This window comes from Saccharothrix sp. S26, assembly GCF_021390395.1.
Classification (GTDB): Bacteria; Actinomycetota; Actinomycetes; order Mycobacteriales; family Pseudonocardiaceae; genus Actinosynnema.
Window position 1 is genome coordinate 175,477 of record NZ_JAJUWT010000023.1, and the last position, 14,834, is coordinate 190,310.

A 14,834-nucleotide genomic window follows, 5' to 3' on the forward strand; every position below is an offset into this window, starting at 1 on the left:
GCCCGCGACCTCTGCTTTTACCGCCTCGTGCGGGTGCTACCGCTGCGGCTGGGCCAGGGCGGCGTAAGCCGGTTCGATGACGTCCTGGATGAGCGCGCGGCGCTCCTCGTGCGTGATGAACGCGGCCTTGGCGGCGTTGACGGTGAACTTGCGCAGGTCGTCCCACCCGAACCCGAAGTTGTCCACCACGGTGGCGAACTCGCCGGTCATCGACACCATGCTCATCAGCCGGTTGTCGGTGTTCACGGTGACCCGGAAGCCCAGCTCGTGCATCCGCTTGATCGGGTGCTCGGCGAGCGAGGCCACCGCGCCGGTGTGCACGTTGGACGTCGGGCACATCTCCAGCGCGATGCGCCGGTCCCGCACGTACGCGGCCAAGTGGCCCACGTCGTCACCCTTGATGTCCTCGACCAGCCGCACGCCGTGGCCCAGCCGCTCCGCGCCCGCGAGCTGCACGGCCTCCCACGCCGACTCCGCGCCCGCCGCCTCGGCGGCGTGGATGGTGAAGTGCGCGTTCTGCTGCCGCAGGTACTCGAACGCGGACAGCTCCTTGCTCGGCGGGAACCCGGCCTCCGGGCCCGCGATGTCGAAGCCGACCACGCCCGCGTCCCGGTAGCGGACCACCAGGTCGGCGATGCGCTGCCAGCCGTCGTTCTGGCGCATCGCGCACAGCAGCGTGCCGACCCTGATCCGGCCGCCGGACGCCGCCTCGCCCTGGCGGAAGCCCTCCTGCACCGCCTCGACGGCCTGCTCCAGGCTCAGGCCCTTGTCGGTGAACAGCTCGGGCGCGTAGCGGATCTCGGCGTACACGACGCCGTCGGCGGCGAGGTCCTGCACGGCCTCGGACGCCACGCGCACCAGCGCGGCCTCGTCCTGCATGACGCCGCACGTGTGCGCGAAGCCCTCCAGGTAGCGGACCAGCGAGCCGGAGTTGGCGTTGTCGCGGAACCACTCGCCCAGCGCGACCGGGTCGGTCGTGGGCAGGCCCTGGTGGCCGCAGGCGTCGGCGAGCTCGATCACGGTCTGGGGCCGGAGGCCGCCGTCGAGGTGGTCGTGCAGGAGCACCTTCGGCGCGCGGCGCAGGTTCTCCGGGGTAAGCGGGGTCGACATGGCGCCACCGTATACCGGTGACACGCCGTGTCGTTCCGCCGTGCGGTGATCATCAGGGGGTATGATCACCTGGGCGTCACCGCGTGTGTTCACCAATCACTCGGTCGGGTGTCGCATTCGTCGTGCTAAAGCCGTTGTGCACTCGTGATGCAGAACTTTCCGCTACGGCGAGCGGGACTTGAGTCACTCGCACGGCGGATGCTCACGGGGAGCAGCGACAGGCAGGCTGGCCGTTACGTTGGGGTAAGGTCGGTGATCGTCACTCCAACGGAGTACACGCAAGGTCGATCCAGGCGGTACCGGTCGGGGGGCGCTACTGCCCGCCGCCCCAACCTGGTTAGGCTCCCGGAGGTCTCCCCTCCCCTGGACGAAGGCACCCGAGCCGTGAACGAGAACAACAACTCCACGATGTCCTTCGATCGGATGCGCAACATGCTCACGCGCGCCGCGGAGATCCGTGAGAGCGAACAGCAGCAGATCTTCGACGCGCTGGACGAGATCCACGCGCGGATGTCCCCGCTCGAATCGCTGGGTTCCGTTCGCAAGCGCCTGTCCGAGCTGCCCGACCGGACCGAGGTCAGCGTGCTGGCCGAACGGCTGGACGAGGCGCTGGCGAAGTTGGAAGCCCAGGACAGCGCGGTGCAGAGCATCGGTCGGGCCGTCGAGGGCCTGGTCGACAAGCTCGCCAAGCCGTTCGCGCAGCTCGACGGTCGGCTCGACGGGGTGGCGGGCCGGTTCGAGGGCGTCGCCGGGCGGATGGACGGGCTGGAGGACAAGCTCGCCCACATCCACAAGCGGCTCGACGACCTCGACGGCCACCTGGACAAGCAGGACGGCAAGGTCGACCAGGTGCCCGGCGCGGTGACGGGGCCGTTGCGGGAGCGCATCGAGGCGTTGGAGGCCGCGCTGCGCGGTCGGCTCGACGAGGTCGACGAGGGCGTGCACGAGCACCTCGACGGCACGCGCGAGGCGTTGCAGCGGTCCGTCACGGAGTCCGCGACCAGCCTCAACGGCAGGCTGGACGAGACCCGCGACAACCTCAACAGCACGCGCGACGGGTTGCACTCGTCGCTCACCGAGACCCGCGAGTCGCTGACGGCGTCGCTCGCCGACACCCGCAGCACGTTGACGGGCAAGCTGGACGAGGCCCGCGAGGCCCTGCACGCGGCGTTGGACGAGACGCGCGACCAGGTCGACTCGACGGACCGGCTGGAGGCGCTGGCGCAGCGCTTGGAGCAGGTCACGTCCCGGCTCGACACCATGGCCACCCGGCTCGACTCGGTGGAGGACGACTTCGCGGCCCGGCTGGGCGAGCTGTCCGGCGTCGTGGAGCAGGGCATCGCCAAGGTCGAGGGCACGCTGTCGACGCGGCCCGACGCGGAATCGCTGGCCGGGTTGGTGCGCAAGAGCAACCAGGAGTCGGAGCTGCGCATCGGCGGCCAGTTGGACGAGGCCATGGCCACGTTCGCGGAGCTGATCCTCGGCGGCGGCTCGCCGACCCCGCCCCCGCCGCCCACCGCCCTGCCCCGGCCGCAGCGGCGGACCCGGAAGAACGGGTCCAAGCCCGGCGACAACCGGAACGTCGACGATGACGACTTGGCCGCTGAGGGCGCCTGAGCGCTGAGGTGAGAAGGCCCGGTCCGCGAGTGCGGACCGGGCCTTTTTCGTTGACGCCGCGGTTCCGCGCCGGTGTCAGCCGCGGATGGTGTCGAGGAGCAGGTTGGTGGTCGGGGGTGGGGTGTCGCCGATCTCGTAGCCGCCGTTGGTGAGGGACTCCAGGGCGGCGGGGATGGCGTCCGGGGTGTCGGTGTGCAGTTCGAGCAGTGGTTGGTCCTTGGTGACGCGGTCGCCCGGTTTGGCCAGGCAGAGGATGCCCGCGCCCGGTTGGACCGGGTCTTCCTTGCGGGCGCGGCCGGCGCCCAGGCGCCAGGCGGCGACGCCCACCGCGTAGGCGTCGAGGGTGGTCAGGTAACCGTCGGCCGGGGCGGTGACGGTGTGGTGGTGGCGGGCGGTCGGCAGTGGGGCGTCCGGGTCGCCGCCCTGGGCCCTGATCATGCGGGCCCAGGTTTCGTAGGCCTCGCCGGAGGCCAGGACGTCGCGGGGTGAGGCGGAGATGCCGGCGCGGGACAGCATCTCCTCGGCCAGGGCGACGGTCAGGTCGACGACGTCGGTCGGGCCGTTGCCCTGGAGGACCTCGACGGACTCGGCGACCTCGACGGCGTTGCCCACCGCACGGCCCAGCGGGACGGACATGTCGGTCAGCAGCGCGGAGATGCGCAGGCCGTGGTCGACGCCGATGGAGACCAGCGCCTCGGCGAGGGCACGGGCCTGGTCGAGGGACTTCATGAACGCGCCCGAGCCCACCTTGACGTCCAGGACGAGGGCTTCGGCCCCTTCGGCGATCTTCTTGGACATGATCGAGGAGGCGATCAGGGGGATCGACTCGACGGTGCTCGTGACGTCGCGCAGCGCGTAGAGCTTCTTGTCGGCCGGGGCGAGGCCGGAGGTGGCGGCGCAGATCACCGCGCCCACCGAGCGCAGTTGGGCGACGACCTCGTCCACGGAGAGCTGGGCGCGCCAGCCCGGGATCGACTCCAGCTTGTCCAGCGTGCCGCCGGTGTGGCCCAGCCCTCGGCCGGAGAGCTGGGGCACGGCGGCACCGCAGGTGGCGACCAGCGGGGCGAGGGGCAGGGTGATCTTGTCGCCGACGCCGCCGGTGGAGTGCTTGTCGACGGTGGGGCGGCCGACGTCCAGGGTCAGCTTCTCGCCGGAGTCGACCATGGCGCGGGTCCAGCGGGCGGTTTCCGAGCGGTCCATGCCGTTCAGGAAGATCGCCATGGCCAGGGCCGACATCTGCTCGTCGGCGACGACGCCGTTGGTGTAGGCGTCGACGACCCAGTCGATCTGGGCGTCGGTCAGGCGGTGGCCGTCGCGCTTGGCCCGGATCACGTCCACGGCGGTGTGGGTCACGGCAGGTCCTCCGGGCCGAACGCGTCGGGCAGCACCCTGCTCATCGGCAGGACGCCGGACGGGGTGTCGATCAGGCATGACGCGCCGCCCAGCTCGTGGATCACCTGGCGGCAGCGGCCGCACGGCATCAGCAGCTCGCCCGTGCCGCTGCGGCAGGCGAGGGCGACGAGCCTGCCCCCGCCGGTCAGGGCGAACTGGCCGGCGAGGGTGCACTCGGCGCACAGGCCGACGCCGTAGGCGGCGTTCTCCACGTTGCAGCCGACGACGATCCGGCCGTCGTCGCACAGCGCCGCCGCACCCACCTGGAGCCCGGAGTACGGGCAGTAGGCGGACTGCGCCGCTTCGACGGCACGGGTGCGCAGCAGGTCCCAGTCGACGTCAGCCACGGCGGTACACCACGCCGTCCGCCGCGGGCATGCGCAATCGTTGCGACGCGACCGCCAGCACGACCAGCGTCACCAGGTGCGGCGCGTAGGTCGTCAGCTCGCTGGGCACCTCGTCCACCGAGTAGTACACGGCGTAGAGCAGGCCGGCGGCCAGGATGCCGAACGCGGCGGCGAACCACCGGCGGCGGACGAGCTGCCAGATCACGATCACGACGAGCAGCAGGACCGCGCCGTAGACGAGGGCGAGGAACGTCTTGCCGCCGGAGCGCAGCTGGAGGCCGTCGGCGTAGCCGAACAGGGCCGCGCCGCCGAGCAGGCCGCCGGGGCGCCAGTTGCCGAAGATCATCGCGGCGAGACCGATGAAGCCGCGGCCGTTGGTCTGGCCCTCCAGGTAACCGGGCTGGCCCGGGTTGAGCACGAGGGCCGCGCCGCCGATGCCGGCGAGGGCTCCCGAGGAGATCACCGCGATGTACTTGTAGAGGTAGACGTTGACGCCGAGGGACTCGGCGGCGACCGGGTTCTCGCCGCACGAGCGCAGCCGCAGGCCGAACCGGGTCCGCCACAGCACCAGGTAGCTGCCGATCACCAGCAGGATGGCCAGCATGGTCAGCGGCGACACACCGGTGACGAGGCCGCGCAGGATGCCGGCGACGTCGGACAGGCCCACCCGTTGCTGCGCTTCCAGGTCGCCCAGGAAGTCGGACAGGCCGGAGGCCGAGTAGGTGTCGAACTTCGGCACGGCCGGCGACTCGCGCGGGTTGTGCGACAGCGGGAAGAAGATCAGCGTGGACAGGTACTTGGTCAGGCCCGCGCCGAGCAGGTTGATCGCCACGCCGGACACGATGTGGTTCACGCCGAACGTCACCGTCGCGATGGCGTGCAGCAGGCCGCCGAGCGCGCCGAACACGGCCGCCGACACCAGCGCCGCCCACGGGCCCCACTGGTAGCCGGCCCAGGCCGCGCCCCACGTGCCCATGATCATCATGCCTTCGAGGCCGATGTTCACCACGCCGGCGCGTTCGGCCCACAGGCCGCCGAGCGCGGCCAGCAGGATCGGCAACGCCAGCCGCACGGCGGTCTGGATCGTGCCGGTGGACGTCAGCTGCGGCACGTCGGTCAGGTACGACGTGGTCGACAGCAGCACGACCGCGCCGGCCACGCCCAGCGCGCCGACGGCCCAACCGGGGATCCGGCGCGCCTTGCGGGGCGGCGGGACGGTGGTGGGCGCCTCGGACGGGTTCATCAACGAAGTACTCATGCCGCATCCACCGTTCCGAGCTGCCGACCGACCTGCCGCTGCTGCGCGGCCAGTTCGAACCGGCGGACCACCTCGTAGGCAACGACGACCGAGAGCACGATCGCGCCTTGCATGATCGTCACGATCTCCCTGGGCACGCCGACGTTGTCCAGGGCCAGGCCCGACTTGTCCAGGAACGCCCACAGCAGCGCGCCGAACGCGATGCCGCCCGGGTGGTTGCGCCCGAGCAGCGCGATCGCGATGCCGGAGAAGCCGATGCCGGCCGGGAAGTTCAGGTTGTAGGTGTGGTCGCGGCCCAGGATCTCCGGCATGGAGACCAGGCCCGCGATCGCGCCCGAGAGCAGCATGGCGATCAGCACCATCCTCTTGGCGTTGACACCACCCGCGGCGGCGGCCGTGGACGACTCGCCGGAGGCCCGCAGCTCGAAGCCGAACCGGGTGCGGTTCATCATCACCCAGTAGCCGATGCCCAGCAGCGCGGCCAGGAACACCAGGCCGAACACCGTGCCCGAGGAGCCGAACGGGATGCCGGGCACCCAGCCGCTCTCCGGGATCTCCGGGGTGCGGATGTTGTTGCCGCGCAGCTCGCCGAACACGTCCGAGCCGATCAGGTACGCGGCCAGGCCGAGCGCCAGGCCGTTCATCATGATCGTGGAGATGACCTCGTTGACGCCGCGCGTGACCTTGAGGATCGCCGGGATCGCGGCCCACAGCGCGCCCGCGACGGCGGCGGTCAGGATGATCACCAGGGCGTGCAGGCCGGGCGGCAGGGCGATCGAGCCGCCGACCACGGCCGCGACGACCGCCGCGACCCGGTACTGGCCCTCCACGCCGATGTTGAACAGGTTCATCTGGAACCCGATCGCCACCGCCAGCGCCGCGATGTAGTAGGTGCCGGTGCTGTTGACGATGTCGACCGCGGTGGTGCCCTCCCCGACCTGCGACAGCATCACCCCGAACGCCCGCAGCGGGTTCGCGCCGGACACCACCAGCGCGACACCGCACAGCAGGGCGGAGAACAGGATCGCCAGCACGGGCGGCAGCAGCTTGCCGCGCAAGATTCCCATCACTCGCCTTCCGATTCCGACGCCGGCGCGTGCTCGGCGCTCGTGGCGCCGGTCATGGCGCTGCCGAGGTCTTCCGGGGTGACCGTGGCGGGGTCGGCGTCCGCGACCAGCCTGCCGCGCAGCATCACCCGGATGGTGTCGGACAGGCCGATCAGCTCGTCCAGGTCGGCCGAGATCAGCAGCACGGCCAGGCCCCTGGCGCGGGCGGCGCGGATCTCGTCCCAGATCAACGCCTGCGCGCCGACGTCCACGCCCCGCGTCGGGTGCGACGCGATGAGCAGCACGGGGTCGCCGGACAGCTCGCGGCCGACCACGAGCTTCTGCTGGTTGCCGCCGGACAGCGCGACCGCGGCCACGTCGATGCCCGGCGTGCGCACGTCGAAGTCCTCGACGATGCGCTGCGTGTCCTGCTTCGCGCCCGCGAGGTCGAGCCACTGGCCCTTCGCCACGGGGCGGCGGGTCTGGTGGCCGAGGATCCGGTTGGCCCACAGCGGCTGCGTGAGCAGCAGGCCCTGGCGGTGCCGGTCCTCGGGGATGTAGCCGATGCCCGCCTCGCGGCGCGCCAACGTGCCCAGCTTGGTCAGGTCGCGGTCACCGAGCAGCACGCGGCCGTGGTGTGCCTTGCGGATGCCCATGATCGTCTCGACCAGCTCGGTCTGGCCGTTGCCCTCGACGCCCGCGATGCCGACGATCTCGCCCGCGCGCACGACCAGGTCGATGTCGTCGAGCACCGGCCGGGTGCCCTCCGCCGCGACCAGGCCCAGGTTCTCCACCTCGAGCACGACGCGGTCGGTGACGGTGGACTCGCGGGTCTCCGGGCTGGGCAGCTCGCTGCCGACCATCATCTCGGCCAGTTGGCGGGAGCTGACGGCCTTCGGGTCGGCGGTGCCGACCGTGGTGCCGCGGCGGATGATCGTGACGGAGTCGGCGATCGCCCGGACCTCGTCCAGCTTGTGCGAGATGAACAGGAACGTGAAGCCCTGCTGCTGCATGGCGCGCAGGGTGGTGAACAGCTCCTCCACCTCCTGCGGCACGAGCACCGCGGTCGGCTCGTCGAGGATGATCACCTTCGCGCCCCGGTAGAGCACCTTGAGGATCTCCACGCGCTGCCGGTCGGCCACGCCGAGCCGTTCGACCAGCACACCGGGGTCGACGGTCAGGCCGGTGGCGTCGGCCAGCTCCAGGATGCGCTTGCGCGCCTTGGCGCCGATGCCGTGCAGCGACTCCGCGCCGAGCACGACGTTCTCCTGCACGGTCAGGTTGTCGGCGAGCATGAAGTGCTGGTGCACCATGCCGATGCCGGCCTTGATCGCGTCGGCCGGGGTGCGGAACCGGACCTGTTCGCCCGCCACCTCGATGGTGCCCTCGTCGGGCTGCTGCATCCCGTACAGGATCTTCATCAGGGTGGACTTGCCCGCGCCGTTCTCACCGCACAGCGCGTGCACCTCGCCGACCTGCACGCTCAGGTGCACGTCGCTGTTGGCGACGACACCGGGGAAGCGCTTGGTGATGCCCGACAGGACGACGGCAGGGGTCGTAGTGCTCATGCTCACACCTCGCCAGGGCTCGGCGTGGCCCGAGCACGAAGCCCTGTGTTGACTGGCTCGCTCATGGAAGCTCCGTCTGATCTCCGGCCGCGCCGGGGCTGACCACGCACTGGGCCCCGCGAGGGTGCTCGCAGGGCCCAGTGCGCCGGAGGCCGGGTGGGGTTACGGCGTGGACTTGACCGAGATCTTGCCCTCGATGATCTGGGCCTTGTAGCCCTCGAGGACCGCCTTCAGGTTGTCGTCGATCTTGCCGCCGGAGGTGGAGTAGCCGACGCCGTCCACGGACAGGTCGAACACCTTCGGCAGGCTCGCCAGGTCGTTCTTGGCGACCGCCTTGACGAAGTCGTACACCGCGACGTCGACCCGCTTGAGCATGGACGAGACGATGACGTCCTTGGACTCCTCGACCGTCTTCTGGTTGTACTGGTCCGAGTCGACGCCGATGGCCAGCGCGTTGCCCGTCTTCGCGGCCGAGAACACGCCCTTCCCGGACGCGCCGGCGGCGTGGTAGAGCACGTCGGCGCCGGCCTCGATCTGGCCGGTCGCGGCCTCCTGGCCCTTGGTCGGGTCCTGGAAGCCGGTGAAGTCGCCCGCCGGGGTCAGGTACTTCTTCTCGATCTTGATGTCCGGGGCGGCGGTCTTCGCGCCCTGGGCGAAGCCCGCGTCGAACTTCTGGATCAGCGGGATCTCCACACCGCCGACGAAGCCGACGTGGCAGGACTTGGACTTGTAGGCGGCGATGACGCCGGCCAGGAAGGAACCCTGCTCCTCGGCGAACAGCAGCGGCGTGACGTTCGCCGCGCCGTCGACCGCGCCGTCGACGATCGCGAACTTGACGTTCGGGAACTCGGGGGCGACGACCTTGAGCGACTCGGCGTAGGCGAAGCCGACACCGATGATCGGGTTGTAGCCCTCGCTCGCGAGCTGGCGCAGCCGGGTCTGCTTGGCGTCCTCCGGCTCGTTCGGCGCGGCGGTCAGCTCCTTGACCTCCGCGATGCCGAAGTCGGCCTTGGCCTTGTCCAGGCCCGCCGCGGCGGAGTCGTTGAACGACGCGTCGCCACGGCCGCCGATGTCGTAGGCCAGACCGACCTTCAGGGCGCTGCCGTCGACCTTCTCGCCCGACGCGGCGCTGCTGGACGTCGCGGTGGCGGCAGGCGGCTTGTCCGCCAGCTTGCAGCCCTCGGCGGTGTTGGTGGACCCGGACCCGGTGTTGTTGCCACCGGTGTCCTTGGCACACGCGGCCATCGTGAGAACGCTGGTCAGCGCGATCGCGGCCACCGCGAGGCCACGCATTCGACGACGCACGGCTCGTCTCCCTCCCTGCTCGTCTAGGAGCAGACAAATCCCGACGGCGTGCCGTCGGGGCTTCCGAGTGGCGAACCGTACCCCGTAGTAATGACACCCGCGCACGTACCGGTCCGCACGTGACCTAATCGTTGGTGCCATCGGGCGACTCCGCCACTCGTAGTGATCTGCTGACTTCCGGGCGTCGTAGCCGGTTACTCACTGTCAATAAGTGGATCGGGTGACGTGGCCGGGGCGCGTGGCGGGGTTCGGGTGCCCGCGGGTTGACCCGTTGGTGCGGCGTTGGGGCGGCGTTGGCGGGCTCCGGTGCACTCCAACCTGCACGGATATCCCCCCTAGGAGGTTGACTTGGATCCCCAGCAGTGGCTCGACAACTTCGAAGCGAAGCTGGCCGATCTGCAGCGCAAGTCGGCCGACCTCCAGGAGAACTTCCAGAACTCGCAGGCCACGGCGTCCAGCCCGGACGGCGCGGTGACCATCACCGTCGGCCCGAACGGCGGCCTGCTCAACATCCAGCTCGGCCACCGCGCCACCGAGCTCGGCTCCGCCCGCCTCACCGCCCTGATCATGCAGACGGCCAAGGCCGCGCAGAAGCAGGCCGCGCAGCAGGTGCTGGCCGCGTTCGAGCCGCTCGGCGAGGGCACCGAGGCCCTGCGGATGGTCAGCGACGCCATCCCGGACGACGAGGTCGGCGACGACGAGCCCGACTACGCCGAGCCGGAGTACGCCGAGCCGGAGCCCGAGCCCGCCCGCACGGCGCCGGCACCGGTGGCGGCGGGGTGGCAGGCGCAGGCCCAGCCGTCGCGCCCGGCGCGCCCCTCGCGCCCGGCCGACGACGAGGACGACGAGAACCAGCCCTGGTGACGAGGAGACCCTGACCGATGACCGCCCCCGACACCCCGATCGCCTCGCCGCCGGGCATGGAGATCACCGAGCAGAACAAGTTCAAGGGCTCCCTGTTCATCTCGGCCTGGGACGAGATGATCACCACGATCGGCAAGGACGCGGAGACCGAGACCGAGAAGGCGCTGGACATCACGTTCGCCGCGATCGGCACGGCGTCGTCCATGGCGATGCTGGCGGTCGACCCGTTCGGCACGATCCTCGGCGCGGGCATCGGCTGGCTGATCGAGCACGTGTCGTTCCTCAAGGAACCGCTCGACCAGCTGATGGGCGACCCCGACGAGATCAACGCCAACGTCGAGGCGACCAAGAAGCAGGCCGCCGAGCTGCGCGTGCTGGCCGAGGACCACCGCCGCGAGCTGGGCTCGGTCGACGGGTGGACCGGGGCGTCGGCCGAGGCGTTCCAGAAGAACATGGAGACGATGGGCCAGGAGCTCGACGCCCTGGCCAACGCCGTCGAGCAGAAGGCCAAGATCGTCGCCATCTGCGGCGTGCTGGTGTCCGTGCTGCGCGACATCGTGCGCGACCTGATCGCCCAGCTGCTCGGCTCGCTGCTGGCGGGCGCGCTGATCGCCGCCGCCACCGCCGTCATCACGTTCGGCGCGTCGATCGCGGCCTACATCGGCTTCGCGGTCGGCAAGGCCGTGGCGCTGGGCGTGAACATCGCGTCCCGCATCGCCCGGCTCACCGCGGCGCTGGGCAGGCAGATGGCCCGGATCAAGAACCTCGACGAGATCACCGAGAACGTCGGCAAGGGCTGGAACCGGTTCGAGAACATCGCCGACGTGGCCGAGGTCGGCTACGAGTCGTGGAAGGCGCAGAAGGGCGTCGACCGCGAGATCGACAAGGCGCTGGCCAAGGACGTGCAGGACGACAAGGTCAGCGACGCCAACAAGAAGGCCGAGGAGGCCAACGAGCGGTACAGCAAGGCCAAGGAGGAAGAGGCCGCGGCCGCCGAGGAGGCCAAGCGGGCCAACGAGGCGCTCAACGCCACCTCCGAGAAGGCCGCCGCCGCGAACGCCAAGGTCAGCTCGGCCATCGACGAGGCCAACGCCGCCGCCGCGCGCGGCGACCAGGCGGGCTACGACGCCGCGATGGCGAAGTACGAGACGGCCAAGGGCGAGGCGGACGCGTTGCGCGCGGAGGCCGCGAAGGCCGCCGAGACCGCCGCGAAGGAGAGCCGTGACGTCGCCGACGCGGCCAAGGCGAGCAACGAGGCGTTGAAGGACGCCAAGCCCGCCGACGACGCCGCGAAGGCCGCGTACGAGGAGTACAAGCGCAACAACCCCGGTCAGGACGACCCGGCGCGCACGTCCGCGGAGACCGACCTGTCGGCCAAGAACGACGCGGCCAAGCAGGCGAACGCCCGGTACGAGCAGGCGAACGTCGACTTCGCGGCGGCCAACGCGGCGGCGGCCGAGGCCAACGCCAAGGCGTTCGCGTCCGGCAGCGAAGCCGACATCAAGGCCGCCGAGGAAGCCTCGCGCAAGGCCGAGCAGGCGGGCACGGCGGCCGAGCGGGCGGCGAACGACGCCAAGTCCGCGGGCGAGGCGGCGAAGTCGAGCTACGACTCGTACCAGTCGAAGTACTCGCAGCCCGCGTCGAGCGGCACATCCAGCAGTTCCGTCCAGTCCTAGAGCACCGGAGAACCAGCCATGGCACGCGGTGGCGGCGTCGACACGAACACGACCCCGGGGCCCTCGGGCAACCCGTCGTCGCCACCACCGCCCGGGCCGCCGCCGTCGCCGGGTGGGCCGACCGGCAACTCCGGCTTCGGGATGAGCGAGTCGTCCATGGAGAGCGCGCAGCGGCGCGCCGGTGACCTGCAGACCCGGTTGGCGGCGATCTCCAGCGGGTTGCAAGGGCTCAAGCTCGCGCCCAACGCGCTCGGCCCGATCGGCATCGTCGCCGTGCCCGCGTTGAACAGCTCCAACGACGCCTCGGTGCAGCAGGCGAACAAGGCGTCGACCGCGATGGGCAACGTCCAGTCGGGCCTGAAGGCCACGGTGCAGACGCACGTCCAGAACGACCAGTTCAGCCGCGACCAGTTCGCCAAGATCGACCCGAACTCGAACGCCCAGCGGCCGCCGGGCTCACCCGGCGGCGGGCCGATCGGGACGAAGGGTGCGGGCGGGCCGTCCGTGACGCCGGTGAAGGACATCGCGGGGTCGTCCGGGCCGAACAGCCCCGGTGGGGGCAAGGGTCAGGGCGGGCCGTCGGTCACACCGGTGAAGAACATCCCCGGCGCGACGGGTCCCAACGGATCCGGCGGGGGCAAGGGGCCAGGCGGACCGTCGGTCACGCCGGTCAAGAACATCCCCGGCGCGGCCGGGCCGAACGGGACCGGCGGGGGCAAGGGGCCAGGCGGACCGTCCGTGACACCGGTCAAGAACATCCCCGGAGCCACCGGGCCGAACGGGACCGGCGGGGGCAAAAGCCCCGGCGGACCGTCCGTGACACCGGTGAAGAACCTGCCCGGTGCACCCGGCGTGACGCCGCCCGGTGGGCCGCGCGGCACCGGCGGACCGTCGATCCCACCCATCACCGGCGTGCCCGGTGCGTCCGGGCCGAACAGCCCCGGAGGGTCCAAGGGGTCGGGCGGGCCGTCGGTCTCGCCGGTGAAGAACCTGCCCGGTGCACCCGGCGTGACGCCGCCCGGTGGATCGCGCGGCACCGGCGGAGGGTCGGTCCCGCCCATCACGGGCGTGCCCGGTGGGTCGAACGCGCCCGGTGGGTCGAAGTCGCCCGGGTCGATCCCCGGTGCTCCGGGCTCGCCCGGAGCACCGGCCGTCAAGGGCGGTCCGACGCCGGGCGCGGGTCCGGTCACCGGTGCCACCACACCTGGCGGCAGCACGGCCGCGCGCGGTCTCACCGGTGGTCCGTCCGGCGTGCCGTCGGCCACTCCTCCACCGGTGGGCGGCGCGCCCATGGCCCCCGGTGGCGCGCCCGGCGCCGCGGGCGGGTCGGACCGGTCGAGCAAGTTCACCGGCGGCCCCGGCAAGGGCGTCTTCGACGCGCCCAAGCCACCGACCGGCGACGGCACCATCAGCAAAGCGCCCGCGGGCTCGGCCTCCGCGCCCCCACCGGCTCCCAAGCCGACCATCGGCACACCGAACGTCCCGCCCGTGAGCACGCCGCCCGTCGGCGGCCCGAGCACCGCGACCGCGCCGCCGGCAACCGGCCCGAAGCCCGCACCGGGCGTGACGCCTCCCGCCACGCCCGCAGCGCCCCCGGTGGCCGGTGCGCCGATGGCCCCGGGTGGTTCGCCCGGTGCGGCCGGTGGGTCGGACCGTTCCAGCAAGTTCACCGGGGGTCCGGGCAAGGGCGTGTTCGACGCGCCCAAGCCGCCGACCGGCGACGGCACCATCAGCAAGGCACCGGCCACCTCTCCGTCGACGCCACCGCCTGCGCCGAAGCCGACCATCAGCACGCCCACCGCACCGCCCGTCAGCACCCCTCCCCCCAGCAGCGCGCCTTCCCCGGCACCCACCACTCCGGCACCCACCACTCCGGCACCCACCGCGGCCGGCCCGAAGCCGTCGGTCGGCTCGCCGCCTCCGGTGAGCGCTCCGGTCGCGCCCCCGGTGGCCGCACCGCCCGCCGCCGGCGCTCCGGCCGCGAGCCCGTCTACGGACCGTTCGAGCAAGTTCACCGGTGGCCCGGACAAGGGCGTCTTCGACGCGCCGAAACCACCGACCGGCGACGGCAACGTCACCAAGGCCCCGGTGTCCTCACCTTCGACGCCACCACCCGCGCCCAAGCCCACCGCCCCGCCGGTCACCGCACCCCCGGCCCCGACGACGCAGGCACCCGCGGTCACCCCGCCGCCGGCCACCCCCGCGCCGCAACCCGCCAAGCCACCGGTCGCGACGCCGACCACCACCCCGCCGCCCGCTGCGCCCAACCCCTCCACGCCGCCGCCGGCCGCGCCGGCACCATCGGTCAAGACGCCAACGGCAGCGCCAGTGGCAACCTCGCCGACCATCACCCCGCCGACCTCCACGCCACCGGCACCCGTCGCACCCACCCCACCGCCGGCCGTCACCACCCCACCGGCACCACCCGCACCCACCCCACCGGCCGGCACCAGCCCGTCCACGCCCGCGGTGAGCACAAGGCCCGCGCCGCCGCTCGCCCCCACCACGCCGAGCACCCCCGCCCCGCCGGCCACGACCCGGCCACCGTCGCGCGCCTGGAAGCCCTGCTCGACCAGGTCGTCCGGGCCAAGGTCGGCCCGAACGGCAACGTCGGCCCGGCACGCGAGGCGCTGGTGGAGAGCACCCTCACC

Annotated in this window: 11 protein-coding genes and 1 pseudogene; 3 read left to right on the plus strand and 9 right to left on the minus strand. The window is 71.9% G+C overall.

Translation table 11 applies throughout. From position 1 onward, the window contains the following. Positions 1 to 36: 36 nt before the first annotated feature. Positions 37 to 1,110: an adenosine deaminase gene (locus LZG04_RS32260; RefSeq protein ID WP_233824186.1), complete on the minus strand. Its 1,074-nt coding sequence runs from the start codon at positions 1,108 to 1,110 to the stop codon at positions 37 to 39. 408 nt (positions 1,111 to 1,518) lie between these two features. On the opposite strand from LZG04_RS32260, the gene LZG04_RS32265 reads away from it, so the two are divergent. Then, entirely contained in the window at positions 1,519 to 2,727 is a 1,209-nt protein-coding gene (locus tag LZG04_RS32265; protein WP_233824188.1) for an apolipoprotein A1/A4/E family protein, read from the plus strand. A gap of 75 nt (positions 2,728 to 2,802) precedes the next feature. Here the strand turns inward: LZG04_RS32265 and LZG04_RS32270 are convergent, their stop codons facing one another. The 6 genes from LZG04_RS32270 to LZG04_RS32295 all read right to left on the minus strand — a co-directional run bounded on the left by LZG04_RS32270 (position 2,803) and on the right by LZG04_RS32295 (position 9,631). Then, complete coding sequence (locus tag LZG04_RS32270; protein WP_233824190.1) at positions 2,803 to 4,080, minus strand: thymidine phosphorylase; 1,278 nt, start codon at positions 4,078 to 4,080, stop codon at positions 2,803 to 2,805. After that, entirely contained in the window at positions 4,077 to 4,466 is a 390-nt protein-coding gene (locus LZG04_RS32275) for a cytidine deaminase (RefSeq protein WP_233824192.1), read from the minus strand. Before LZG04_RS32275 ends, LZG04_RS32270 begins: the two co-directional genes overlap by 4 nt. Continuing rightward, complete coding sequence (locus LZG04_RS32280) at positions 4,459 to 5,724, minus strand: ABC transporter permease (RefSeq protein WP_233824194.1); 1,266 nt, start codon at positions 5,722 to 5,724, stop codon at positions 4,459 to 4,461. Before LZG04_RS32280 ends, LZG04_RS32275 begins: the two co-directional genes overlap by 8 nt. Further along, the gene (locus tag LZG04_RS32285) at positions 5,721 to 6,791 is read right to left on the minus strand and encodes an ABC transporter permease (RefSeq protein ID WP_233824196.1); all 1,071 of its coding nucleotides are present in this window, start codon (positions 6,789 to 6,791) and stop codon (positions 5,721 to 5,723) included. The genes LZG04_RS32280 and LZG04_RS32285 overlap by 4 nt, the downstream gene beginning before the upstream one ends. Next, positions 6,791 to 8,338 (minus strand): ABC transporter ATP-binding protein, encoded by a 1,548-nt coding sequence (locus tag LZG04_RS32290; RefSeq protein WP_233824197.1) that lies wholly within the window; start codon positions 8,336 to 8,338, stop codon positions 6,791 to 6,793. Before LZG04_RS32290 ends, LZG04_RS32285 begins: the two co-directional genes overlap by 1 nt. A 162-nt stretch (positions 8,339 to 8,500) precedes the next feature. Then, a complete protein-coding gene (locus tag LZG04_RS32295; protein WP_233824227.1) occupies positions 8,501 to 9,631 on the minus strand; it encodes a BMP family protein in 1,131 nt (376 codons plus the stop codon). 360 nt (positions 9,632 to 9,991) lie between these two features. Here LZG04_RS32295 and LZG04_RS32300 point away from each other — a divergent pair, with 360 nt between their 5' ends. Then, positions 9,992 to 10,507, plus strand: a complete 516-nt coding sequence (locus tag LZG04_RS32300) for a YbaB/EbfC family nucleoid-associated protein (protein WP_233824199.1) — start codon at positions 9,992 to 9,994, stop codon at positions 10,505 to 10,507. A gap of 17 nt (positions 10,508 to 10,524) precedes the next feature. Beyond that, complete coding sequence (locus LZG04_RS32305) at positions 10,525 to 12,183, plus strand: WXG100 family type VII secretion target (protein WP_233824201.1); 1,659 nt, start codon at positions 10,525 to 10,527, stop codon at positions 12,181 to 12,183. Here the strand turns inward: LZG04_RS32305 and LZG04_RS32310 are convergent. Further along, complete coding sequence (locus tag LZG04_RS32310; protein ID WP_233824203.1) at positions 12,180 to 12,707, minus strand: hypothetical protein; 528 nt, start codon at positions 12,705 to 12,707, stop codon at positions 12,180 to 12,182. The genes LZG04_RS32305 and LZG04_RS32310 overlap by 4 nt on opposite strands. Positions 12,708 to 12,749: 42 nt before the next feature. Beyond that, a pseudogene (locus LZG04_RS32315) lies at positions 12,750 to 14,834 on the minus strand (hypothetical protein); the annotation flags it as partial.

Excerpts from the sequence above, each read along its gene's own strand:
- LZG04_RS32280 (WP_233824194.1), bottom strand. The coding sequence starts at position 5,724 with ATGAGTACTTCGTTGATGAACCCGTCCGAGGCGCCCACCACCGTCCCG.
- LZG04_RS32260 (WP_233824186.1), bottom strand. The coding sequence starts at position 1,110 with ATGTCGACCCCGCTTACCCCGGAGAACCTGCGCCGCGCGCCGAAGGTG.
- LZG04_RS32290 (WP_233824197.1), bottom strand. The coding sequence starts at position 8,338 with ATGAGCACTACGACCCCTGCCGTCGTCCTGTCGGGCATCACCAAGCGC.
- LZG04_RS32295 (WP_233824227.1), bottom strand. The coding sequence starts at position 9,631 with ATGCGTGGCCTCGCGGTGGCCGCGATCGCGCTGACCAGCGTTCTCACG.
- LZG04_RS32285 (WP_233824196.1), bottom strand. The coding sequence starts at position 6,791 with ATGGGAATCTTGCGCGGCAAGCTGCTGCCGCCCGTGCTGGCGATCCTG.
- LZG04_RS32310 (WP_233824203.1), bottom strand. The coding sequence starts at position 12,707 with ATGTCCTTCACCGGCGTCACGGACGGCCCGCCCGCACCCTTCGTCCCG.
- LZG04_RS32305 (WP_233824201.1), top strand. The coding sequence starts at position 10,525 with ATGACCGCCCCCGACACCCCGATCGCCTCGCCGCCGGGCATGGAGATC.
- LZG04_RS32265 (WP_233824188.1), top strand. The coding sequence starts at position 1,519 with ATGTCCTTCGATCGGATGCGCAACATGCTCACGCGCGCCGCGGAGATC.